Source organism: Pseudomonas artemisiae (genome assembly GCF_057128685.1).
Genome location: NZ_JBSKHS010000001.1, coordinates 299,617 through 320,507 on the forward strand (window position 1 = coordinate 299,617; position 20,891 = coordinate 320,507).

The following is a 20,891-nucleotide window of genomic DNA, read 5'->3' on the forward strand; positions in this document are numbered from 1 at the left end:
GCCTGTTGGGGTGGCTCAAAGAGCCTGAACGTCGATGATCTGGACTTCGAACCGCAGGGTTTTGCCAGACAGCGGATGGTTGAAGTCTACCGTGACCTGCTGCTCGTCGAAGGCTTTGACGATGCCCGGTAGCTCGGTATTGGCCGCATCGTTGAAGATCACCAGCAAACCCTCGGCCAGCTCCATGTCTTGGAACTGGCTGCGAGGCATCACTTGCAGGTTCTGTGGATTGGGCTGGCCGAAGGCGTTCTCCGGCGGCACGCTCAAGTTGCGCCTATCTCCAGCCTTCAGGCCGAAAAGCGCGTTCTCGAAGCCTGGCAGCAGGCTACCATCGCCAACCTTGAACGTGGCCGGGGCCTTGTCGAAGGTGCTGTCCACGGTATTGCCGTCTTCCAGGTGCAACGCAAAGTGCAGCGTGACCTGGGTGTTCTGGCCGATGCGAATATCAGTCATGGGCCTGCTCTCCGGACTTCTTCTTCGATTTGAACATGTCCAGCGCCAGCATCACCGCGCCTACGGTAATGGCGCTGTCAGCGATATTGAACGCCGGGTAGCGCCAGTCCTGCCAGTACACCAGGATGAAATCGATGACATGGCCAAGCACCACGCGGTCCCACAGGTTGCCCAGGGCGCCACCCAATACCAGGGCCAGCGCTATGGAGAGCCAGGTATCACGCGGGCCCAGCCGCTTGAGCCAGACCACCAGCACGGCACTGACCACCACGGCGATCAGCGAGAACAGCCAGCGTTGCCAGCCAGAATGGTCAGCCAGGAAGCTAAACGCCGCCCCTCGGTTATAGGCCAGTACCCAGTCGAAGAAGCCCGGGATGACCGTCACCCGTTGCCCCTCGTAGAGGTTGTGGTCGAACCAGTACTTGGCGGCCTGATCCAGCACCAGCATCAACGCGCTCAACCACAACCACCCCAGGCGCCCGAAGCGCCCTGCCGCGTTAGGCATAGTGACGCTCCTCGCCTGTACCGGTGAGGTTGGTCACGCAACGGCCGCAGATATCCGGGTGCTCGGCATGGGTGCCCACGTCTTCCACGAAGTGCCAGCAACGGGCGCACTTCGTGTTGGTGGATTTGACCACCTTGAGCTTGAGTCCAGCCAGGTCGGTGACCACGGCATCCGCCGGGGCCGCGGCCAGCGGGGCCAGGGTCGCCTTGGAGGTAATCAGCACGAAGCGCAGCTCGTTGCCCAGCTTGCTCAGGTCGCCCTGCACGGCCTCGTCGGTGTAGAGGGTAACTTCGGCCTGCAGGTTGCCACCAATGGCCTTGGCGGCACGCTGGTTTTCCAGCTCTTTGTTGACCGAAGCCTTGACGGCCATTACGCCCTCCCAGAAGCCACGGTTCAGCTCAAGGTTCTCCGGCAGCTCGGTCAGGCCGGTGTAGGCACCGTTGAGCATCACCGACTCGTTACGCTCGCCAGGCAGGTATTCCCAGATCTCGTCGGCGGTGAATGCCAGGATAGGCGCGATCCAGCGCACCAGTGCCTCGGCGATATGGAACAACGCGGTCTGGCAGGAGCGCCGCGCCACGCTGTCGGCCGGGGTGGTGTACTGGCGGTCCTTGATGATGTCCAGGTAGAAACCACCCAACTCCTGCACGCAGAAGTTATGCACCTTCGAGTACACGTTCCAGAACCGGTAGGCCTGATAGTGTTCTTCGAGTTCACGCTGCAGTAGCAAGGCGCGATCCACCGCCCAGCGGTCCAGCGCCAGCATCTCTTCGGGTGGCAGCAAGTGCTGGGCCGGGTCAAAGCCGGTGAGGTTGGAAAGCAGGAAGCGGGCAGTGTTACGGATGCGCCGGTAGGCATCGGCACTGCGCTGCAAGATTTGCTCGGAGACGGCCATTTCACCGGAGTAGTCGGTGGATGCGACCCACAGGCGCATGATGTCGGCGCCCAGGGTGTCACTGACCTTTTGCGGCGCCACGGTGTTACCCAGAGACTTGGACATCTTGCGACCGTTCTCATCCACGGTGAAGCCGTGGGTGAGTAGCTCCCGGTAGGGGGCGTGATCGTCGATGGCGCAGCCGGTGAGCAGGGAGGAATGGAACCAGCCACGGTGCTGGTCGCTGCCTTCCAGGTACAGGTCGGCGCGTGGCCCCTGCTCGTGGCCCATGGGGTGGGAGCCGCGCAGCACGTGCCAGTGAGTGGTACCGGAGTCGAACCACACGTCCAGGGTGTCGCTGATCTTGTCGTAGTCGGCGGCTTCGTTGCCCAGCAGCTCAGCGGCGTCCAGCTTGAACCAGGCCTCGATGCCTTCCTGTTCCACGCGCTGGGCCACTTCTTCCATCAACTCGACGGTGCGGGGGTGCAGTTCGCCGGTTTGCTTGTGCAAAAAGAACGGGATGGGTACGCCCCAGTTACGCTGGCGCGAGATGCACCAGTCGGGCCGGTTGGCGATCATCGAATGCAAGCGCGCCTGGCCCCACTCGGGTACGAACTGGGTGTGCTCGATGGCCTTGAGGGCGCGCTCGCGCAGGGTGTCGCCTACCACCGGCTGCTTATCCATGCCCACAAACCACTGGGCGGTAGCGCGATAGATCAGCGGGGTTTTGTGACGCCAACAGTGCATATAGCTGTGGGTGATGGTTTCGCTGTGCATCAGCGCACCCACTTCGGCCAGCTTTTCGATGATGGCGGTACCGGCCTTCCAGATGAACTGGCCACCGAACAGCGGCAGGCTGTCCACATACACGCCATTGCTTTGCACAGGCGTGAGGATGTCGTCGTTGTGCATGCCGTAGCGTTTGCAGGTCAAGAAGTCGTCCACGCCATAGGCGGGAGCCGAGTGCACCACGCCGGTACCGGCGCCTAGCTCAACATAATCGGCCAGGTACACCGGCGACAGGCGCTCGTAGAACGGGTGCTGGAAGTGGATATTCTCCAAGGCCGCGCCCGTGGTGGTGGCGCGGGTCACCCCTTCACGGCCGTAACGTTGCAGGCAGCTTTCCACCAGTTCCTCGGCCAGCACCAGCAGGCGGTCGCCCACGTCCACCAGGGCATAGGTGAACTCCGGGTGCACATTCAGCGCCTGGTTGGCCGGGATGGTCCAAGGGGTAGTGGTCCAGATCACGATCGCGGCGGGCTTTTCCAGCCCGGGCAGGCCAAAGGCATCGGCCAGGGCGGCTTGATCGGCCACGGGGAAGGCTACGTCGATGGTGGAGGACTTTTTGTCAGCGTATTCCACCTCAGCTTCGGCCAGGGCCGAGCCGCAGTCGAAGCACCAGTTCACGGGCTTAAGGCCCTTGAACACAAAGCCACCGCGGACCATCTCGGCCAGGGCGCGGATTTCCCCCGCTTCGTTGACAAAACTCATGGTCTTGTAGGGGTTGGCCCAGTCGCCCAGGACGCCCAGGCGGATGAAACCAGCCTTCTGTTCTTCGATCTGCTCGGCAGCGTAGGTGCGGCACAGCTCGCGGGTTCTGTCCGCGGACAGGCCCTTGCCGTGGGTCACCTCGACCTTGTGCTCGATGGGCAAGCCATGGCAATCCCAGCCCGGCACATAGGGGGCGTCAAAGCCTGCCAAGGTGCGCGAACGGATGATCATGTCTTTAAGGATTTTGTTGACCGCATGACCGATATGAATGCTGCCGTTGGCATAGGGTGGGCCATCGTGCAGCACGAACTTGGGCCGATCCTTGCCAATTTCACGCAGCTTCTGGTACAGGCCAATGCTGTCCCAGCGCTGCAGTATCTGCGGCTCGCGCTGGGGCAGGCCGGCCTTCATGGGGAAGGCGGTGTCCGGAAGGTTTAGCGTGGCTTTGTAATCGGTCATTTCAGGCTCTTCATTAGGCGGTTAGCCCTGCCAATGGGCACGGGCGGCGGCGACGTCCGCGTCGATCGCCGACTTCAACGCCTCCAGTGAGGCGAAACGCTGCTCATCGCGCAGCTTTTGGTGGAACTCCACCGTCAAGCGCCGGCCATACAGGTCGCCGGCGAAGTCCAGCAAGTGAATCTCCAGGTGCGGCCGGCCATCCCCAGCCACGCTGGGGCGTACCCCAATGTTGGCCACACCCGGCCAAGGGCGGCCTTCGACCATGGCGCTGACCAGGTACACCCCGGTCAAGGGTACCCGACGCCGCTTGAGCTGCACATTAGCGGTGGGCCAACCCAACTGGCGGGCCAGTTTTTGCCCATGCAATACGCGGCCGTTGATGCAAAACGGCCTGCCCAGCAGACGTGCGGCCAGGGGGAAATCCGCAGCGGCCAAGGCCTTGCGCACCTCGGTGCTGCTGACCCGCACGCCGGCTTCTTCTACCGTGCGGGCCGCTTCCAGGGTGAAGCCGTGAATACGGCCAGCCTCGGTCAGAAAATCGAAGTCACCCAAGCGATCGCAGCCGAAGCGAAAGTCGTCCCCCACTTCCAGGTGGCGTACCCCGAGGCCATTGACCAGGATGGCCTCTACGAACTCAGCCGCGCTCAAGCCCCGCAGCCGTTGGTTGAAGGCCAGGCACAGCACCCGGTCGATGCCTTCGGCGGCCAACAGCTCGAGCTTGTCTCGCAAGCGCGACAGCCGCGCCGGGGCGCTGTCAGGGGTAAAGTACTCGCGCGGCTGTGGCTCGAAGATCACCACACAGCTAGGCACGCCAAGCTCACGGGCACGCTCGCGCAAGCGCTTGAGGATAGCCTGATGGCCCCTGTGCACTCCGTCGAAATTGCCTATGGTGGCGACACAGCCCCGATGCTGGGGGCGTAGATTGTGAAGGCCTCGGACCAGCTGCATAGCGCGCTTCTTGCTCATAAAGTGGTCGATTATAACCACACCTAGCCCTGGGCGACAGGCAACAGCGCAGAGGCTGGGCGATGATGTGATAAACAGGCGGCGATGAGCCCTATATTCGGCCTGTTCACCTACATTTCAATGCAGGCCCCGACGGGCGAACTGATGCAGGCGCACGCCCATGGCCAGCAACGCGACGAAATAGGTGGCCGCCCCCACCGCCACCAACGCGCCCAGGCGCAGGAAGCGCTCCAGCATGGCGCCATCGGCCCAAGGCGGCATCACGCTCATCAGGCCCAACAGCACACCGCCCATGGCCACTACCGCGACCACTAGCCGCAGGAGAAAGCCTGACCAGCCCGGCTGAGGCTGGAACATCCCCTGTTTGCGCAATTGCCAGTACAGCAACCCGGCATTGAGGGTCGCGCCGGCACTAATGGCCAAGGCCAGCCCCGCATGCTTGAGCGGGCCGATCAGCGCCAGGTTGAACAACTGAGTGACCAGCAACGTAACCAAGGCGATCTTGACTGGGGTACGCAGGTTCTGTTGGGCGTAAAAGCCCGGCGCCAGTACCTTGATCAGGATGATCCCCAAAAGGCCCACCGCATAGGCCATCAGCGCGCGCTGGGTCATGGCTGCGTCGAACGCATCGAAACGGCCATATTGGAACAGCGCCACTGTTAATGGCTCGGCCAACAGGGCCAGGGCTACGGCGCAAGGCATTACCAGCAGGAAGCATAAGCGCAACCCCCAGTCGAGGATGCGTGAATACTCGTGCCGATCCTTGTTGGCGTAGGTACGCGACAGGGTCGGCAACAGGATGGTACCTAGCGCGACGCCCAATACCCCGGAAGGGAGTTCCATAAGCCGGTCGGCGTAGTACATCCAGGACACTGAGCCCGCCACCAGGAAGGACGCAAAAATGGTGTTGATGATCAGGGAGATCTGACTGACCGACACGCCCAGAATTGCCGGCCCCATCTGCTTGAGTACCCGCTTGGCACCTTCATGGCGCAGGCTTAGCCGGGGCAGTACCAGCATGCCGATCTTCTTCAGGTGTGGCAATTGATAGACCAACTGCGCCAGGCCGCCGGCCAGAACCGCCCAGGCCAGGGCCATGATCGGTGGCTCGAAATAGGGGGTCAGGAACAGTGCAAAACCGATCATCGCCACGTTAAGCAGCGTTGGCGTGAAGGCAGGTACGGAAAACCGATTCCAGGTATTGAGGATGGCGCCCGCCAGGGATGACAACGAGATCAGCAATATATAAGGGAAAGTCACCCGCAGCAGCGCGCTGGTGAGTTGGAATTTTTCGAGCGTGTCGGTAAAGCCAGGCGCGGTGACCCAGATTACCCAAGGCGCGGCCAGCATGCCCAGGGCCGTGACCATGGCCAGGGCAAGGGTAAGCAAACCTGCCACATAGGCGGTGAAGGTACGGGCGGCTTCATCCCCTTGCTGTTGACGGTACTCGGCCAAAATAGGCACGAACGCCTGGGAGAACGCGCCCTCGGCAAAGATCCGGCGCAGCAGGTTAGGCAGTTTGAAGGCGATAAAGAAGGCATCGGTAGCCATGCCGGCACCGAAGATCCGCGCCACCAGGGTGTCGCGCACGAAACCCAGCACTCGGGAAATCATGGTAATCGAGCTGACCGCAGCCAGAGACTTAAGCAGATTCATTGGAATAATTGCGCCGCTGGGCCAAAAAGGCGAAAGTGTACAGCCCACGTGGCGGAAGGGAAGGTTTTCTGCTCACCGCCGTTCGTCCTGCCCGCCGTGCAAACTTAGCGCGTTCGCCCTTGACAATAGTGGCGCGCATCGGCATGATTCGCGGCCTTATTTGTTTGCTATTACCCAAGTCTTTCGAGGAGCTCGACGGTGGCCAACTCACCTTCCGCCAAAAAACGTGCAAAACAGGCTGAGAAGCGTCGCAGCCACAACGCCAGCCTGCGTTCGATGGTTCGTACCTACATCAAGAACGTAGTCAAAGCGATCGACACCAAAGACGCTGAGAAAGCCCAAACCGCCTACACCCTGGCTGTGCCTGTAATCGACCGTATGGCCGACAAAGGCATCATCCACAAGAACAAGGCCGCTCGCCACAAGAGCCGCTTGAATGGCCACATCAAGGCCCTGAAGACCGCCGCTGCCGCCTAAGCAACGCGCTTCATAAAAAACCGGCCCTCGTGGCCGGTTTTTTGTTGCCCTTCGCTACGTCCCGCCCTGTTACGACGGCTTTTATCGCCTGTAGGAGCGAGCATAAGCTCGCGAAGAGACGACATAGACAACCCATGACGCACTGTTCGCCAGCTTTGCTGGCTCCAGTAATCGTGCCAGTGCGCCACGCCTGTGTTGGGCCTACCGCACTGGCCAGGGCAAAATCGGAATGGCCGTGACGGCGTTTTGTGGGTTGCCTTCGATCAGGCGATCGCTGTACACCAAGTACACCAGGGTATTGCGCTTGGCATCGAAGAAGCGCACGACCTGCATGGTCTTGAACACTAGAGATGTGCGCTCTTTGAATACCTCTTCCCCGTCCTTGAGCGGCTGGGCAAAACGTATGGCGCCTACCTGTCGGCAGGCAATGGAAGCCTCGGCGCGGTCTTCGGCCAAGCCCAACCCACCTTTGACGCCACCGGTCTTGGCTCGCGACAGGTAGCACGTCACACCCTCCACCTTGGGATCGTCGAACGCTTCGACCACGATACGGTCGTTGGGCCCCACGAACTTGAACACCGTGGACACTTCGCCAATGGCCTCAGCCTGTGCCAACAAGGGGGTGAATACCAGCGCCAACAGCGCTTTACTAAAAGCTTTCATGAGCCACCTCATACCAGAATCAGGTTATCGCGATGGATCAGCTCAGGTTCAGCCATATAACCCAACACGCCGTGAATCGCATCGGAAGGCTGACCAATGATTTTCTGGGCCTCCGCAGCGCTGTAGTTACTAAGCCCTCTTGCCACTTCAGCGCCATCCGGCGCCAGGCAGACCACCATCTCGCCGCGGCGGAAGGCGCCCTGCACGGCTTTGACGCCAACCGGCAGCAAGCTCTTGCTGTCTGCCCGCAAGGCTTTTACAGCACCCTCATCCAACTCAAGGGTGCCACGGGTTTGTAGATGGCCAGCAAGCCATTGTTTGCGCGCCGCTAGCAGCCCACGCTCGGGGGATAGCAAGGTACCCAGGCGTTCACCAGCCTTGAGCCGGGCCAGCACGTGGTCAATGCGCCCGCCGACGATCATGGTGTGGGCGCCAGAGCGGGCGGCCAGGCGCGCGGCGCGCAGCTTAGTCTGCATGCCGCCGCGCCCCAGGGCACCGCCAGTTCCGCCAGCGATGGCATCCAGTGACGGGTCGTCGGCACGGGCCTCACTAATCAGCTGAGCATCAGGGTGGGCGCGAGGGTCGGCGTCGAACATGCCATCGCGATCGGTAAGGATCACCAACAGGTCGGCTTCCACCAAGTTCGCCACCAGGGCCGCCAAGGTGTCGTTATCCCCGAAACGGATTTCGTCGGTCACCACGGTGTCGTTTTCGTTGATCACCGGGATTACACCCAGCTCTACCAAGGCGCGCAAAGTGCTGCGGGCGTTGAGGTAACGCTTGCGGTCGGAGAGGTCATCATGGGTCAGAAGCACTTGGGCAGTGCGCCGATCGTGTAGCGCGAAACTCGATTCCCACGCCTGCACCAACCCCATCTGGCCGATGGCCGCGGCGGCCTGCAACTCGTGCATGGCCGTGGGGCGCTGAGCCCAACCCAGGCGGCTCATGCCAGCAGCTACGGCGCCCGAGGACACCAGCACCAATTCCACGCCCGCTTCGTGCAAGGCCACCATCTGTTCGACCCACACCGCCATGGCCGCCCGGTCTAGGCCTTTGCCGTCGGCGGTGAGCAGCGCGCTGCCAATTTTGACAACCCAGCGCTGCGCCCCCGTCACCTTGCTCCGCATGATTGAATCCTTGCCTGCTTTCCTGAAAACCCCATGAACAACAACGCCCCGGCCAGTATGGAAGCAGTGCCTGCCATACCAACCGGGGCGCCCCAGTGTACTGCAACCTTTTAATCGCGCACGTAAATGATTTCCGGGCCGTCTTCGTCTTCTTCGTCCCAATCGTCATCGTCACCGATGTCGTGAACACTCTTCACGCCGCTGCGGCGCAAGGCGCGCTGATCGTCCAGGGCCTGCAGCTGAGCACGGGCCTCATCTTCAATACGCTGGTCCAGTTCGGCGGCCTCCTCGGCGAAGGCTGGGTCTTCGGCCAGGCGCTCGGCGCGCAGCTCCAGGTAGCGCATGATGTCACGGCTCAGGCGCTCGGTACCTTCCTTGGCCAGGGCAGAAATCACATACACCGGGCCTTCCCACTCCAGGCGATCGACCACTTCCTTGACCGCGGCATCGTGCTCTTCTTCGAGCAGATTGTCGCACTTGTTCAGCACCAGCCAGCGGTCACGCTCGGCCAGAGAAGGGCTGAACTTCACCAGCTCGTTAACGATGACCTCGGCGGCATCGGCCGCGCTGGTGCCATCGAAGGGCGCCATGTCCACCAGGTGCAACAGTAAGCGAGTACGCGCCAGGTGCTTGAGGAAACGAATACCCAGGCCAGCGCCATCCGAAGCGCCCTCGATCAGCCCAGGAATGTCGGCGACTACGAAGCTCTTCCAACGGTCCACGCTTACCACGCCCAAGTTAGGCACCAGGGTGGTGAAGGGATAATCCGCCACTTTAGGCTTGGCCGCGGACACCGACCGAATGAAGGTACTTTTACCCGCGTTCGGCAAGCCCAGCAGGCCCACATCGGCCAGCACTTTCATCTCCAGCTTCAAGTCACGCTGGTCGCCCGGCTTGCCAGGGGTTGTCTGGCGCGGCGCGCGATTGGTACTGGATTTGAAACGGGTGTTGCCAAGGCCGTGCCAGCCGCCCTGGGCCACCATCAGCCGCTGGCCGGCCTTGACCAGGTCACCGATCACTTCTTGGGTACCGGCGTCGATCACGGTAGTGCCAACCGGCACACGCAGTACCAGGTCTTCACCCTTGGCCCCGGTGCAATCGGTGCTGCCGCCGTTCTCGCCACGCTGGGCATCGAAGTGCCGCGTGTAGCGGTAGTCCACCAGGGTATTGAGGTTCTCGTCGGCCACCATGTACACGGAGCCGCCGTCACCCCCATCACCGCCGTTAGGGCCACCGTTCTCGATAAACTTTTCGCGGCGGAAGCTCATGCAACCGTTGCCGCCATCGCCCGCTTTTACGCGGATGGATACTTCATCAACAAACTTCATAAAAACATGCCTCTCGCCTTAGGGGGCGAGCCGTATAAGCCAGGGAACATAAGGCTCTTGCAAAAATGAGCGCAGCGCCCCAATCCACACCTGTGTTAAACAGCGCTGGAGCCCAAGCAGACAGCTTTGCAAGAGACTCACTACAAACAAAAAAGCCCCGTCGCGAGACAGGGCTTTTCAGCGGAATCGCGATCAGGCCGCGATAACGCTAACGTAACGACGACCGAAAGCACCTTTGACTTCGAACTTCACCACGCCTTCGACTTTAGCGAAGAGGGTGTGGTCCTTGCCGATGCCAACGCCGTAGCCAGCGTGGAACTGGGTGCCGCGCTGACGCACGATGATGTTGCCAGCCTTGATGACCTGGCCGCCGAACATTTTCACGCCAAGGCGTTTACTTTCGGAATCGCGACCGTTACGGGTACTACCACCAGCTTTTTTGTGTGCCATGAGTTCAATACTCCAATGTGCGGATCAGGCTAGGAATCAGGCCTGGATACCGGTGATTTTGATCTCGGTGAACCACTGGCGGTGGCCCATGCGCTTCATGTGGTGCTTACGACGACGGAACTTGATGATGCGAATTTTATCGTGACGGCCTTGCGCTACGACTTCAGCAACCACTTTGGCACCTGCCACGACGGGCGCGCCGATGTTCACGTCATCGCCATTGGCGACCAAGAGAACGCGATCGAAGGTTACGGATTCGCCAGTGGCAACTTCCAGTTTTTCGATCTTCAGGTATTCACCTTCGGCGACCTTGTATTGCTTGCCACCGGTAACGATTACTGCGTACATGGTATTTCTCCGTTAATCCTGCTCACCCAGCGCTTTATAGAAAGAAGTAGTGGCTGGCATGGCTGCAGCGGGTGGGGAACCCTACGGCCCCTTACGGAAGCCCAATCTGCAATTGCGTAAGGCAGGTGATGCCCAGGAAGTTCAGGGTGCGCGATTGTACGCAACCAAGGCCTGTCGTGCAAGGGGGCAGGTACCTTCGCGCCCCCTGCCATTACCCTTGGAGCCGCGTGGCGCGGGGCCTTTGCCTTGACAGGCCGGGACCTGCCACCTAGCATGCCGCGCAACCTTTATGGAGCGCTAGCCGCTGATGCAACCCCAAGCCTTTTATCGCGTGGTGGCGGAAGACTTCACCGCCGTCGACGAGATCATCAAGCAGCAGCTGACCTCGCGCGTGCCGCTGGTCTCCAAGATCGGCGACTATATCACCTCCGCGGGTGGCAAGCGCCTTCGCCCACTGCTGGTACTGTTGACGGGCAAGGCACTTGGCTACGAAGGCGACAAGCTGCGGCTATTGGCCGCAACCATCGAATTCCTGCACACCGCTACCCTGCTTCACGATGACGTAGTGGACATGTCCGGCATGCGCCGTGGCCGCTCCACCGCCAATGCCATGTGGGGCAATGCCCCCAGTGTGCTGGTGGGGGACTTCCTTTATTCACGCTCCTTCGAAATGATGGTCGAGCTAGGCTCGATGCCCGTGATGCAAATCCTCTCCCAGGCCACTCGCATCATCGCCGAAGGCGAAGTGCTGCAGTTGTCCAAGGTGCGCGACGCCAGCACCACCGAAGAAACCTACATGGAAGTCATCCGTGGCAAAACCGCCATGCTCTTCGAAGCCTCGACCCACAGCGCGGCGGCCCTGGCCGGCGCCAGCGATCAGGTGCGGCAGGCGTTGCGTCAGTTCGGCGACCACCTGGGCGTAGCCTTCCAACTGGTGGATGACCTACTCGACTATAAAGGCGATGCGCAAACCCTAGGCAAAAACGTAGGCGACGACCTGGCTGAAGGCAAACCTACCCTGCCCTTGATCTACACCATGCGCGAAGGCACTTCAGAGCAAGCTGCCCTGGTACGCCAAGCCATCCAAAAAGGCGGCATCGAAGACCTGGAGCGAATTCGCGAGGCCGTCGAGGCTTCCGGGGCCCTGGCCTACACCGCGCAGATGGCCCAGGGGTTTGCCGGCCGCGCCATTGCCTGCCTGGATGCCCTTGCGCCTAGCGACTACCGTGACGGCCTGATCGAACTGAGCCAGTTCGCCGTCGCTCGCACCTACTGACGTTACCGCTGTAGCGCAGCCGCTCTCCCCGTGCACAACCAGCACTGCGCAGAGCGGCCGCGTTCGTTTCCACTTCCAAGGAGCCTCTTATGTCCCTACCTCCGTGCCCCCAATGCGGTTCGCAATACGTCTACGAAGATGCCGGCCAGTTGGTCTGCCCCGAGTGCGCCCATGAATGGGCTCCAGGGGCCGCTGCCACCGCGGACGACGCAGCGACGGTAGTGAAGGACTCAGTGGGCAATACCCTTCAGGACGGAGACAGCGTGACGGTCATCAAGGACCTGAAGGTCAAGGGCACGTCGCTGGTGGTCAAGGTGGGCACCAAAGTGCGCAATATTCGCCTGTGTGATGGGGATCACGATATCGACTGCAAGATCGATGGCATCGGCGCCATGAAGTTGAAGTCAGAGTTCGTGCGCAAGGCCTGACGACCGGGCACCATAAACCTTTGCAATTTTGCGAATACGAATTATTCTCAATGAACACCATCAAGGAGAATAATCGTGACCTACCTTATCGACGCTTGGCTGGACCGCACCCACCCCTACTTGCGCATCCTTCATCGAGAAACCGGTGAGGTATGCGCGGTGCTTCACGAGGACGCGCTGGACGAATTGCGTGAGCAAGGAGAGCTAACCTTCGAAGGGCTCAATTCAATCGAGCCGCAGGTGCAGAAGGAATTGGTCCGCAACCTGTTTTTGTTCTGCTATGCCCGTGCATTGCGCCCAGTTGGGGAGCTGCATTGAGGGGTAGGCATCGGCAAGGCTGTCATGGTCACTGCTTCCTGTTGTAGGAGCGAGCGCAAGCTCGCGAAGAGACGGCACAGGCAACTAATGACGTACTGTTCGCCAGCTCTGCTGGCTCCTACAATAATTCCGCTCGTGCGAGGGCGATAAGAATCACATGAGCAATTACAGAATTTCCAGCAACTCCACGTCGAACACCAGCACGCTGTGCGGCGGGATCGAACCTACACCCTGAGCGCCGTAGGCCAGTTCGCTTGGTACGTACAAACGCCACTTGCTGCCGGTACCCATGAGTTGCAGGGCCTCGGTCCAGCCAGCAATCACGCCGCCTACGGGAAATTCCGCGGGCTGGCCACGATCGTAGGAGCTGTCGAACACGGTGCCATCGATCAGCGTGCCGTGGTAATGGGTGCGCACGGTGCTTTCACGGGTTGGCTTTTCGCCGCTACCTGCGTTGATCACCTCGAATTGCAGGCCAGAGGCGAGCGTGGTCACGCCTTCGCGCTTGGCGTTCTCAACCAGGAAGGCCGTGCCCTCGCCCGCCGCGGCTTCTGCCTTGACCTGAGCTTCGGCTTGCATGACTTCACGAATGGCACGGAACGCATTGTTGAGCTCTTCAGGGCCCACGCGGCTGGCGTTACCCTGGAAGGCATCGGTGAGACCTGCGATCAACGCATCGAGGCTTACGCCAGGCGGTGGATTGTCACGGATCTGATCGCCCAACTGGCGGCCAATGCCATAGCTGACGCGAGTCTCGTCAGTAGAAAGGTTGAGTTCGGACATTACGCTGCTCCGTCGAGGGGCCGGTAGACCGGCCCAGGCCAAAAAGGGGTGCAGCCTAGCACATCAATGCTTGGTGAGCTTGTCGAGGTAGCCCATGGCAAACGCGGAAATCACGAACGTCATATGGATGATCACGTACCACATCAGGTGTTCGGCTTGGATGTTCTGAGCATCCATAAACACCCGCAGCAAGTGAATCGAGGAAATCGCCACAATGGACGCCGCTACTTTCATCTTCAGCGAGGAAGAGTCCATCTTGCCCAGCCAGCTGAGCTTCTCGGCACCCTCGTCGATGTCTAGCTGAGAGACGAAGTTCTCGTAACCCGAAATCATCACCATCACCAACAAGCCGCCTACCAGCGCCATGTCGATCAGCGACAGCAGCACCAGAATCAGCTCGGATTCGGCCAACACGAACACGTTGGGAATAACGTGGAAGATTTCTTCGAAAAATTTCAGGGCCAGGGCCAGCAACCCCAGGGACAAGCCAAGGTAAATGGGGGCAAGCAGCCAGCGGGAGGCGTACATGCTTCTTTCAATCAAACGTTCCATTGCAACTCACAGGTGGCCAGACAAACGGCCGGGAGTATAGCAATGTCGGCGCGGCTCAGCGAAGCCGCTGGCCGGAATGCTGGGGCCTACAGGTTGGGTTCGCTGGCTTTGCCAGCTCCTACACGTTTGAACTGCGCCCCAACTGGCGGCCCCGCTCCGCGTTGACCTTGCGCAGTTGCCCATGCAAGTGGATATCCCAGATCTGCGGGTCGTGTTGGAGTTGGTAACCATGAAGGGTCAGGCTGTCGACAATGGCGCCTAACACGGCTTCCGCCGCCTGGGAGCCGTGAAACGGCCCTTGGGCCTTTACGGCGGAAGGTTGCTCCCCGGCCATCCCAGCTGCGAACAGCAGCGTCCAGTGCCCAACATTACCGGCTACCGGGCGGATCATGCATTCGATACGGGTTTCAAGGCCTAGGCACTGACGGGTAAGGCTGAGCGAGTGAGCCATGGGAAAGGTCTCTGCGCGGGTTGATTCTCCTGTGACCGCGCAGGGCCTGAAAATTTCACCACTCAGCCGTGTGAGCGCCGAGTGGTCGCCTAAGAACAGGGCTTTACCTCGGCCAACGCTTCAACTTTGTGCTCGCGCTCAGCGTCCCGCAGTTCTTCTTCGCTGATCACTTCGGCAATGGCACGCAACCGGTCCACCACCAGGGCATTGACGCTACTTTCTGGGAAATTGCCCTCGGCATCAGGGGCTCCGGCCTCCTCGCCCACCAGCAGGCTAAGGGCTTCATCGGCCTGGCTTACCGCGTACACATGGAACCTGCCCTCGCGCACTGCCTGGACCACCCGCTCATCCAGCATCAAAGTGGCCACGTTGGCCTTGGGGATGATCGCACCCTGCTCCCCGGTCAGGCCGCGAGCCTCACACAGGCGGAAGAAGCCTTCGATCTTCTCGTTCACCCCACCTACCGCTTGCACCTCACCGAACTGATTAATGGACCCGGTAATGGCAAAACATTGTTTGAGGGGTTTACGAGACAGCGCCGAAATCAAAGTGCAGGCTTCACCTAGCGAGGCGCTGTCACCATCGACGTAGCCATAGGATTGCTCCAAGGCGATGCTGGCGGAGATCGCCAGAGGAAACTCTTGGGCGTAACGGCTACCCAGGTAACCTGTGAGAATCATCACCCCCTTGGAGTGAATAGGCTGGCCCAGGTTAACCTCGCGCTCAATGTCCACGATGCCGCTGCTGCCCGGATACACCGTGGCCGAGATGCGCGCCGCCACGCCAAAGGCCGAATCCCCCACCGCCAGCACGGTCAGGCCATTGCATTTGCCCACCGCCGCGCCCGTGGTGTCGATCAGCACGATACCGGCGAGCATGTCGTCGAGAATTCGCGCCGATACCCGACCGGTACGGGTGGCTTTGGCCTTGAGCGCGCGCTCGATATGGCCGGCGTCGGTGATAGGGTCCCCCGCGACCTGGCGGATAAAGTCCGCCTCGCTCACCAACTGGAACAAATCACCGATCTTGGCCGACAGCCGCCCCTGGTGTTCGGCCAGGCGTGCGCTGTAGGTGGCCAGGCGCGCGACGGCATCGGCGCTCAGGGGCGCCATGCCCTCTTCCGAAGTACGGGTTTTGAGTAACTGGGCGAATTGCTCCAGGCTGTCGCCATCCATGGGAATGTCTTCGTCGAAGTCCACCAGTACCCGGAACATCTCTTGGAAATCCGGATCGTGGTCTTGCAAGGCGTAATACAGCTGCCGCGAACCAATGATCACCACTTTTACATTCAGCGGGATCATCTCCGGCGCCAAGGTCACCGTGGCCAGGCGACCGTACTCGCCCAAGGGCGATTCCATTTTCAGCCGGCGCGACTGCAACGAGCGCTTGAGCGCATCCCACACAAAGGGCTCGCCGAGCATTTTATCGGCTTCCAAGATCAGGAAGCCGCCGTTGGCCTGGTGCAACGCACCTGGCCGCAACTGCCGGTAGTTAGTGTAAAGCGCGCCTTGATCGGTGCTGTACTCAATACGCCCAAACAGGTTGTCGTAGGTAGGGTGCGGTTCGAAGACCACGGGCGCCCCCCCACTGGCGTGATGGCCAATCACCAGGTTCGGCGCGTATTGTTCTTCAAGCATTTTGCGGGCAATGGCGTCCGGCTTGGGATCATCGACCAATTGCTCAACCACAGTGCGCAGCAAATGCACTTGCATGGCCTGCAGGTAGGCACATACCCCGGCAAATTCCGAGTAGCGCTCAGACAGGGGCCCCAGCAAGGGTTGCAAGGCGATGGTGATGGTTTCTTCGTTGAGCTGGCGCAGCTGGTTGCTTGACTCACGCTTCCACTGCGGCAAGCTGGCCAGCTCTTCGTTGAGGCGCTCTTCAAGCTCCGAGATATCACTGTGGAAGCGTTCGCGCTCTTCTTCGGGCAACTGGGCGAATTCAGCCTCGTCCAGAGCCTTGCCTTCAAGCATGGGGGTGAAGGCGATATTGCTGCTGTCACGGTACAGGGCAATGCCCTTCTCCAGCGACGCGCGTTCGATGACATCCAGGGCCCGGTCATAGCGCTGATTGAAAGCGCGGTCGATGGCGCTTTTTTTCTGCTGATACGAAGGGTGCTCGAAGGCCGCGGGGAACGTAGCCAACAGGTTGTCGATCAACGCGCCTATGTCACTGATGAACGCCCCCGCGCTGCCCGGCGGCATTTCCAGCGCCCGAGGATTGCGAGGCTCATCGAAGTTGTTCACGTACACCCAGTCGTTGGGCGTTTGCAGACGCTTGGCTTCGGTCTTGAGGTAGCGCTTGGCAAAAGAGAAACGCCCGGTCCCTGGCTCCCCCATCACGAACACGTTGTAGCCGGGGCGCGGCATGGCAACGCCGAACTGCAGCGCCTCGACCGCGCGCTCCTGCCCTAGCACCCCACGGAACGGCTCGATGTCTTCGGTGCTGGCGAAGCGAAACTGCTCTGCGGTAAAGGGCCGGGCCAGGGCTTCAGGGGCGAGACGTAAGCGAGCAGCGGCGGAATCGGGCATCGGGCTTCCTTTGAATGACAGACCATGGAGCATTCTCGCGCTGGCGGGGCGTGGCTGGCAAGAACGGCCAGCCCGGCAGGAGGGTGTAAGGCTGTTTACTTAAATATCAAGGTCACGCCAACGGAACCGCGAACTGCGCCTAAACTCCAAAGTGCGCGCCCAGCCCCATGGCGGGCTCGCACCTGGTGCTCGGCAGGGCCCCAGGCCATTTTGATCGACATGCGAGAACAATGCTATGAAACGGATTCTGCTTGGCTCCCTGTTCACCGTCGCCTCCCTCCAGGCTTTCGCCCAGGCCCCTGGTGGCCCGGACTGTGGTTGGGGCAACATGCTGTTCGAAGGCCAGCGCGGCACCCCGGCGCACTTCCTGGCTTCCACCACCAACGGCACCTCGGGTAACGCCACCTTCGGCATGACCTCGGGAACCAACGGCTGCACCACCAATGGCGCGCTGACCTACGGCGGCAAGTCCTGGATTGCCATGAACGGCATGATGGACGAGCTCTCCGAAGACATGGCCAAAGGTAACGGCGAAGCGCTGACCACCTATGCCGTGGTATTGGGCGTAACGCCTGAAGACCGCGCTTACTTCTCCAGCGTGACCCACCAGCACTTCGGCGACATCTTCAAAACCGCCGACGTGACCGCCGAAGACGTGCATACCAACACCCTGAACGTGCTGAAAAACGATCCGCGCCTGGCAAAATACGCCGCCCAGGCGTAAGGTCCGGCAAGCATAGGCCTTAGCGCTACGCCGTTTTGGCCACCGCTTGGTAATACCTCCCACCCCTTTCTGGGGTGGGCCTCTCGCAATCGTGCCCGGATGGAATGGATGCTGACCCGCTTGCTGTGGCTGGCCTTGTTGGCCTGTACCTCTTTCGATGCGGCTGCGCTTACGGCCCCGGCCAACCTCGAACGCTTGGCCCGCGACCCGAACTGGATTGCCTTGGGGCACTATGAACACAAGCGATTAAGCGGCTGGCACAGCTATGTGGACGATGCGCGGTTCTTCCTCGCCGCCGATGGTCGTTACCAGCCCGAGCACGAACTGGCCGCCACTGTACAGGCGCTCTATGCCCCGGCCAGCCTGGGCGACCGCCACGCTCAATGTGTATTTCCCGCCCGTACCCGCTGGCTACGTCAGGCCCTGAACCTGACGGATTTACCCAGTGTGCAGTGCCCGGCCTTTGAACGCTGGTATGGCGATATATCACCCCACTCGGCAGTGCTGGTATTTCCCGCCGCCTACCTCAATAGCCCTTCTTCCATGTTTGGACATACATTGCTGCGAATCGACCAGGCAGATACCCAGGCCGATCAAACCGCCCTGCTTAGCTATGCGATCAATTTCGGTGCTTATGTAGAGGGCAGCGACAACAGCATGCTTTACGCCTGGAAAGGCCTGGCCGGCGGCTACCCCGGGCTGTTCTCCCTGGTGCCCTACCAGCAAAAGCTGGCCGAGTACCGTAGCCTGGAGAATCGCGACCTGTGGGAATACCACCTGAGCCTGAGCCCCGAAGAAACCGGGCGCCTGGTCGAGCACGTGTGGGAGCTGCAGCAAATCCGTTTCGACTATTACTTTTTCGATGAAAACTGCTCGTACCGTCTGCTGGAGTTGCTACAAGTAGCGCGCCCTGGCTTGCAACTGACCGAGCAGTTCCCCCTGGCCGCTATCCCCACGGACACGGTCAAGGCGGTGAAAGCCGCTGGGCTGGTAAAGGAAATCGACTACCGGCCCTCTCGTGAACGGGAACTGCAGGCCCGGGCAGAACCGCTAACGGCCCAGGAACAAGCCCTGGCCGACCGTGCCGCCAGTGCCGCCAACCCCGTAGGCGCCCCTGAGTTTTCCGCCCTGCCTCGCGACCGCCAGGCGCTGGTTCTAGACACCGCGTACCGCCTTGATCGCTACCGGGCCAATGGCCAGGCACGGGATGCCGAACGCAGCCAGCGCAACTTCGCCTTGCTGCAGGCCATCAACCGGAACCCACCGCCTGCACTGCAGGTGGAAAAACCTGGCCTGCCAGAAGAAGGCCACCCCTCCCGTACCTGGGAAGTGGGCCTGGGCAACCGGGATGATCGCGCCTTCGCCGAATACGGCCTGCGCATGGCGTACCACGACCTTAACGACAATGCTTATGGCTTCCCCTTGGGCGCGCAGATCGAAATCGGTGGGCTAAAAGTACGCCAGTACGAAGGAGGCAACTGGCAGCTGCAGCAATTGAACCTGGCGACCATCCGCTCGCTATCACCGCGTAGCGCCCTGCTCAAGCCCTGGTCCTGGCAAGTGACTGGGGGCCTGGAACGGGTGCCGGGTAAACATGGCGACGCGGTGCTGGTGTCGCACATCAATGGCGGCATGGGCGGCACCTGGCAGTTGGCCCCAGAACTGCTGGGCTTTGTCATGGGTACCGCACGGGTGGAGCACAATAATGATTTCGCAGCCTTTGCCGCGCCAGCGCTGGGCTACGACACCGGATTGTTGTGGCGCAATGGGTTGGGCAACCTGCGCCTGGAAGCCCGCGGCGATTACTTCACCAATGGCGAGGCCCGGCGGCAACTGAGCCTGAACCAGCAATGGGAATTGAGCCCTAACCTAGGGTTGCGGCTAAGCGCTCAACGGGATTTCAGCCACCTGGCAGGCCCCATCAACGAGGTGATGCTAGAGGTGAAGTGGTACCACTACTAACACTGCTACCACTAACACAGCCATCATCGACATTTGACAGCCGCTCCACAAAATAGCACCTAAACTTATACCTATGCCGGGCAATGGGCCCGATGCTCGAGGTATCGGACATGAACATCCGCTGGTGTGTGGTGGTTGGCGTTCTGGTTGTAACGGGTTGTCAGAACACTCACGAGCAGTTGCTACAGCAAGGCTACCCCCCAGCCTTCGCCGACGGCTATCAGGACGGCTGTGGCAGCGGGCGTGGCGCAGCGGGGTCTATCACAGGTGCCTTCACCAAGAACGTGACCCGCTATCTGAGCGACAAGCTCTACTCCAGCGGCTGGGACGATGGCTTTCGCCAGTGCCAGGCCACGCTGGCCAGCCAAGAGCAGCAGGACCTGCACGACAAAGTCGTCAACGATCGCGATCGGGACTGGCAGCGGGACATAAACAATGGCAAAGCAAAGGCTTATCGCGGTCGATAACCCCCCTTGCTCGTGCTTTGGGAAACTCCCGCAGGGTCATCGCTGCCTAACTCACGAGAATGGACGATAAGGGGAGACCGCAGCATGAGCCGCGCATTTGTAAACGAAGATCAAGCCGCCGCCCAGGCCAGCCAACCGGTGGAGCGACAGGTGAGTTCAAACCCTAACTATGTGACGGAGTCGGGGATGGTCCAACTTCGGGCGCGCGCTGACGAGTTGCGTTCGCTGCATATCGAGCAAAGCGCGCTGGGTGACCGCGCCGACCGCCAGGCCTTGGCAGACCTAGAGCGCGACCTGCGCTATTTCAATCAGCGTTTGCACAGCGCCAAGGTCGTGGCCCCCGTGACGGAAACCGAAGTCGTGCAGATCGGCAGTTGGGTCAGCTATGCCGATGAGCAGGATGTGCACCACCAAGTGTGCCTGGTGGGCGAGGACCAAGCCGACGTAGGCGTAGGCCTGATCAACTGGGCCTCACCACTGGGCGGTGCGTTGATGGGCGCGCGGGTTGGCGACGAGGTTATCTGGCGCCGCCCGGCAGGCGACCTGGCCCTGGAAATTTTGGCGATTTCCGCCACGCCTGCTTAAGCGCTAGACCGCATTCG

Annotated in this window: 22 protein-coding genes; 8 read left to right on the forward strand and 14 right to left on the reverse strand. The window is 60.8% G+C overall.

Annotation, left to right across the window (positions count from 1 at the left end; translation table 11 throughout):
• Positions 1-15 precede the first annotated feature (15 nt).
• From fkpB to murJ, 5 genes are all read right to left on the reverse strand, one after another.
• Positions 16-453 carry an FKBP-type peptidyl-prolyl cis-trans isomerase gene (gene fkpB / locus ACWKV4_RS01350; protein WP_483830329.1) on the reverse strand — a complete coding sequence of 146 codons (438 nt, stop codon included), beginning with the start codon at positions 451-453 and terminating at the stop codon, positions 16-18.
• The gene (lspA, locus tag ACWKV4_RS01355; RefSeq protein WP_483830330.1) at positions 446-958 is read right to left on the reverse strand and encodes a signal peptidase II; all 513 of its coding nucleotides are present in this window, start codon (positions 956-958) and stop codon (positions 446-448) included. Before lspA ends, fkpB begins: the two co-directional genes overlap by 8 nt.
• A complete protein-coding gene (gene ileS / locus ACWKV4_RS01360; RefSeq protein WP_483830331.1) occupies positions 951-3,782 on the reverse strand; it encodes an isoleucine--tRNA ligase in 2,832 nt (943 codons plus the stop codon). Before ileS ends, lspA begins: the two co-directional genes overlap by 8 nt.
• A gap of 21 nt (positions 3,783-3,803) precedes the next feature.
• The gene (gene ribF / locus ACWKV4_RS01365; protein WP_483830566.1) at positions 3,804-4,730 is read right to left on the reverse strand and encodes a bifunctional riboflavin kinase/FAD synthetase; all 927 of its coding nucleotides are present in this window, start codon (positions 4,728-4,730) and stop codon (positions 3,804-3,806) included.
• Positions 4,731-4,865: 135 nt separating this feature from the next.
• Complete coding sequence (gene murJ / locus ACWKV4_RS01370; protein ID WP_483830332.1) at positions 4,866-6,404, reverse strand: murein biosynthesis integral membrane protein MurJ; 1,539 nt, start codon at positions 6,402-6,404, stop codon at positions 4,866-4,868.
• 198 nt (positions 6,405-6,602) lie between these two features.
• Between murJ and rpsT the strand changes: the two genes are divergently transcribed.
• Positions 6,603-6,881, forward strand: a complete 279-nt coding sequence (gene rpsT, locus ACWKV4_RS01375; protein WP_483830333.1) for a 30S ribosomal protein S20 — start codon at positions 6,603-6,605, stop codon at positions 6,879-6,881.
• A gap of 201 nt (positions 6,882-7,082) precedes the next feature.
• Here the strand turns inward: rpsT and ACWKV4_RS01380 are convergent, their stop codons facing one another.
• From ACWKV4_RS01380 to rplU, 5 genes are all read right to left on the reverse strand, one after another.
• On the reverse strand, positions 7,083-7,544 hold the full coding sequence (locus ACWKV4_RS01380; protein WP_483830334.1) for a CreA family protein: 462 nt from the start codon (positions 7,542-7,544) through the stop codon (positions 7,083-7,085).
• A gap of 8 nt (positions 7,545-7,552) precedes the next feature.
• On the reverse strand, positions 7,553-8,671 hold the full coding sequence (gene proB, locus ACWKV4_RS01385; RefSeq protein WP_483830335.1) for a glutamate 5-kinase: 1,119 nt from the start codon (positions 8,669-8,671) through the stop codon (positions 7,553-7,555).
• A gap of 110 nt (positions 8,672-8,781) precedes the next feature.
• Positions 8,782-9,999: an Obg family GTPase CgtA gene (gene cgtA / locus ACWKV4_RS01390; RefSeq protein ID WP_483830336.1), complete on the reverse strand. Its 1,218-nt coding sequence runs from the start codon at positions 9,997-9,999 to the stop codon at positions 8,782-8,784.
• 192 nt (positions 10,000-10,191) lie between these two features.
• Positions 10,192-10,449 (reverse strand): 50S ribosomal protein L27, encoded by a 258-nt coding sequence (gene rpmA, locus ACWKV4_RS01395; RefSeq protein WP_483830337.1) that lies wholly within the window; start codon positions 10,447-10,449, stop codon positions 10,192-10,194.
• Positions 10,450-10,485: 36 nt separating this feature from the next.
• Positions 10,486-10,797, reverse strand: a complete 312-nt coding sequence (gene rplU, locus ACWKV4_RS01400) for a 50S ribosomal protein L21 (protein WP_483830338.1) — start codon at positions 10,795-10,797, stop codon at positions 10,486-10,488.
• 307 nt (positions 10,798-11,104) lie between these two features.
• Here rplU and ACWKV4_RS01405 point away from each other — a divergent pair, with 307 nt between their 5' ends.
• From ACWKV4_RS01405 to ACWKV4_RS01415, 3 genes are all read left to right on the forward strand, one after another.
• The gene (locus ACWKV4_RS01405) at positions 11,105-12,073 is read left to right on the forward strand and encodes a polyprenyl synthetase family protein (RefSeq protein ID WP_483830339.1); all 969 of its coding nucleotides are present in this window, start codon (positions 11,105-11,107) and stop codon (positions 12,071-12,073) included.
• A gap of 89 nt (positions 12,074-12,162) precedes the next feature.
• Positions 12,163-12,501, forward strand: a complete 339-nt coding sequence (locus ACWKV4_RS01410) for a zinc ribbon domain-containing protein YjdM (RefSeq protein WP_483830340.1) — start codon at positions 12,163-12,165, stop codon at positions 12,499-12,501.
• A gap of 75 nt (positions 12,502-12,576) precedes the next feature.
• Positions 12,577-12,819, forward strand: a complete 243-nt coding sequence (locus tag ACWKV4_RS01415) for a PA4570 family protein (protein WP_483830341.1) — start codon at positions 12,577-12,579, stop codon at positions 12,817-12,819.
• A gap of 165 nt (positions 12,820-12,984) precedes the next feature.
• On the opposite strand, the gene bamJ is transcribed toward ACWKV4_RS01415, so the two are convergent.
• The 4 genes from bamJ to ACWKV4_RS01435 form a co-directional block, all read right to left on the reverse strand.
• A complete protein-coding gene (bamJ, locus tag ACWKV4_RS01420; RefSeq protein ID WP_483830342.1) occupies positions 12,985-13,602 on the reverse strand; it encodes a BamJ family beta-barrel-assembly machinery protein in 618 nt (205 codons plus the stop codon).
• Between the two features lie 63 nt (positions 13,603-13,665).
• Positions 13,666-14,154, reverse strand: coding sequence for a TIGR00645 family protein (locus ACWKV4_RS01425; RefSeq protein WP_483830343.1), 489 nt, complete (start codon positions 14,152-14,154; stop codon positions 13,666-13,668).
• A gap of 118 nt (positions 14,155-14,272) precedes the next feature.
• On the reverse strand, positions 14,273-14,605 hold the full coding sequence (locus ACWKV4_RS01430; RefSeq protein ID WP_483830344.1) for a PA4575 family protein: 333 nt from the start codon (positions 14,603-14,605) through the stop codon (positions 14,273-14,275).
• A gap of 89 nt (positions 14,606-14,694) precedes the next feature.
• The gene (locus ACWKV4_RS01435; protein WP_483830345.1) at positions 14,695-17,136 is read right to left on the reverse strand and encodes a Lon protease family protein; all 2,442 of its coding nucleotides are present in this window, start codon (positions 17,134-17,136) and stop codon (positions 14,695-14,697) included.
• Between the two features lie 235 nt (positions 17,137-17,371).
• Between ACWKV4_RS01435 and ACWKV4_RS01440 the strand changes: the two genes are divergently transcribed.
• The 4 genes from ACWKV4_RS01440 to ACWKV4_RS01455 all read left to right on the forward strand — a co-directional run bounded on the left by ACWKV4_RS01440 (position 17,372) and on the right by ACWKV4_RS01455 (position 20,874).
• Entirely contained in the window at positions 17,372-17,860 is a 489-nt protein-coding gene (locus ACWKV4_RS01440) for a DUF3015 domain-containing protein (RefSeq protein ID WP_483830346.1), read from the forward strand.
• Between the two features lie 108 nt (positions 17,861-17,968).
• The gene (locus tag ACWKV4_RS01445; protein ID WP_483830567.1) at positions 17,969-19,822 is read left to right on the forward strand and encodes an Lnb N-terminal periplasmic domain-containing protein; all 1,854 of its coding nucleotides are present in this window, start codon (positions 17,969-17,971) and stop codon (positions 19,820-19,822) included.
• A 110-nt stretch (positions 19,823-19,932) separates the two neighbouring features.
• The gene (locus ACWKV4_RS01450) at positions 19,933-20,289 is read left to right on the forward strand and encodes a hypothetical protein (RefSeq protein ID WP_483830347.1); all 357 of its coding nucleotides are present in this window, start codon (positions 19,933-19,935) and stop codon (positions 20,287-20,289) included.
• A gap of 84 nt (positions 20,290-20,373) precedes the next feature.
• Positions 20,374-20,874 carry a GreA/GreB family elongation factor gene (locus ACWKV4_RS01455; protein WP_483830348.1) on the forward strand — a complete coding sequence of 167 codons (501 nt, stop codon included), beginning with the start codon at positions 20,374-20,376 and terminating at the stop codon, positions 20,872-20,874.
• The last annotated feature ends 17 nt before the right edge of the window (positions 20,875-20,891 follow it).

Coding starts and splice junctions, on each gene's coding strand:
- fkpB (WP_483830329.1), bottom strand. CDS start 453: ATGACTGATATTCGCATCGGCCAGAACACCCAGGTCACGCTGCACTTT.
- lspA (WP_483830330.1), bottom strand. CDS start 958: ATGCCTAACGCGGCAGGGCGCTTCGGGCGCCTGGGGTGGTTGTGGTTG.
- ileS (WP_483830331.1), bottom strand. CDS start 3,782: ATGACCGATTACAAAGCCACGCTAAACCTTCCGGACACCGCCTTCCCC.
- ribF (WP_483830566.1), bottom strand. CDS start 4,730: ATGCAGCTGGTCCGAGGCCTTCACAATCTACGCCCCCAGCATCGGGGC.
- murJ (WP_483830332.1), bottom strand. CDS start 6,404: ATGAATCTGCTTAAGTCTCTGGCTGCGGTCAGCTCGATTACCATGATT.
- ACWKV4_RS01380 (WP_483830334.1), bottom strand. CDS start 7,544: ATGAAAGCTTTTAGTAAAGCGCTGTTGGCGCTGGTATTCACCCCCTTG.
- proB (WP_483830335.1), bottom strand. CDS start 8,671: ATGCGGAGCAAGGTGACGGGGGCGCAGCGCTGGGTTGTCAAAATTGGC.
- cgtA (WP_483830336.1), bottom strand. CDS start 9,999: ATGAAGTTTGTTGATGAAGTATCCATCCGCGTAAAAGCGGGCGATGGC.
- rpmA (WP_483830337.1), bottom strand. CDS start 10,449: ATGGCACACAAAAAAGCTGGTGGTAGTACCCGTAACGGTCGCGATTCC.
- rplU (WP_483830338.1), bottom strand. CDS start 10,797: ATGTACGCAGTAATCGTTACCGGTGGCAAGCAATACAAGGTCGCCGAA.
- ACWKV4_RS01405 (WP_483830339.1), top strand. CDS start 11,105: ATGCAACCCCAAGCCTTTTATCGCGTGGTGGCGGAAGACTTCACCGCC.
- ACWKV4_RS01410 (WP_483830340.1), top strand. CDS start 12,163: ATGTCCCTACCTCCGTGCCCCCAATGCGGTTCGCAATACGTCTACGAA.
- bamJ (WP_483830342.1), bottom strand. CDS start 13,602: ATGTCCGAACTCAACCTTTCTACTGACGAGACTCGCGTCAGCTATGGC.
- ACWKV4_RS01425 (WP_483830343.1), bottom strand. CDS start 14,154: ATGGAACGTTTGATTGAAAGAAGCATGTACGCCTCCCGCTGGCTGCTT.
- ACWKV4_RS01430 (WP_483830344.1), bottom strand. CDS start 14,605: ATGGCTCACTCGCTCAGCCTTACCCGTCAGTGCCTAGGCCTTGAAACC.
- ACWKV4_RS01435 (WP_483830345.1), bottom strand. CDS start 17,136: ATGCCCGATTCCGCCGCTGCTCGCTTACGTCTCGCCCCTGAAGCCCTG.
- ACWKV4_RS01440 (WP_483830346.1), top strand. CDS start 17,372: ATGAAACGGATTCTGCTTGGCTCCCTGTTCACCGTCGCCTCCCTCCAG.
- ACWKV4_RS01445 (WP_483830567.1), top strand. CDS start 17,969: ATGCTGACCCGCTTGCTGTGGCTGGCCTTGTTGGCCTGTACCTCTTTC.
- ACWKV4_RS01450 (WP_483830347.1), top strand. CDS start 19,933: ATGAACATCCGCTGGTGTGTGGTGGTTGGCGTTCTGGTTGTAACGGGT.
- ACWKV4_RS01455 (WP_483830348.1), top strand. CDS start 20,374: ATGAGCCGCGCATTTGTAAACGAAGATCAAGCCGCCGCCCAGGCCAGC.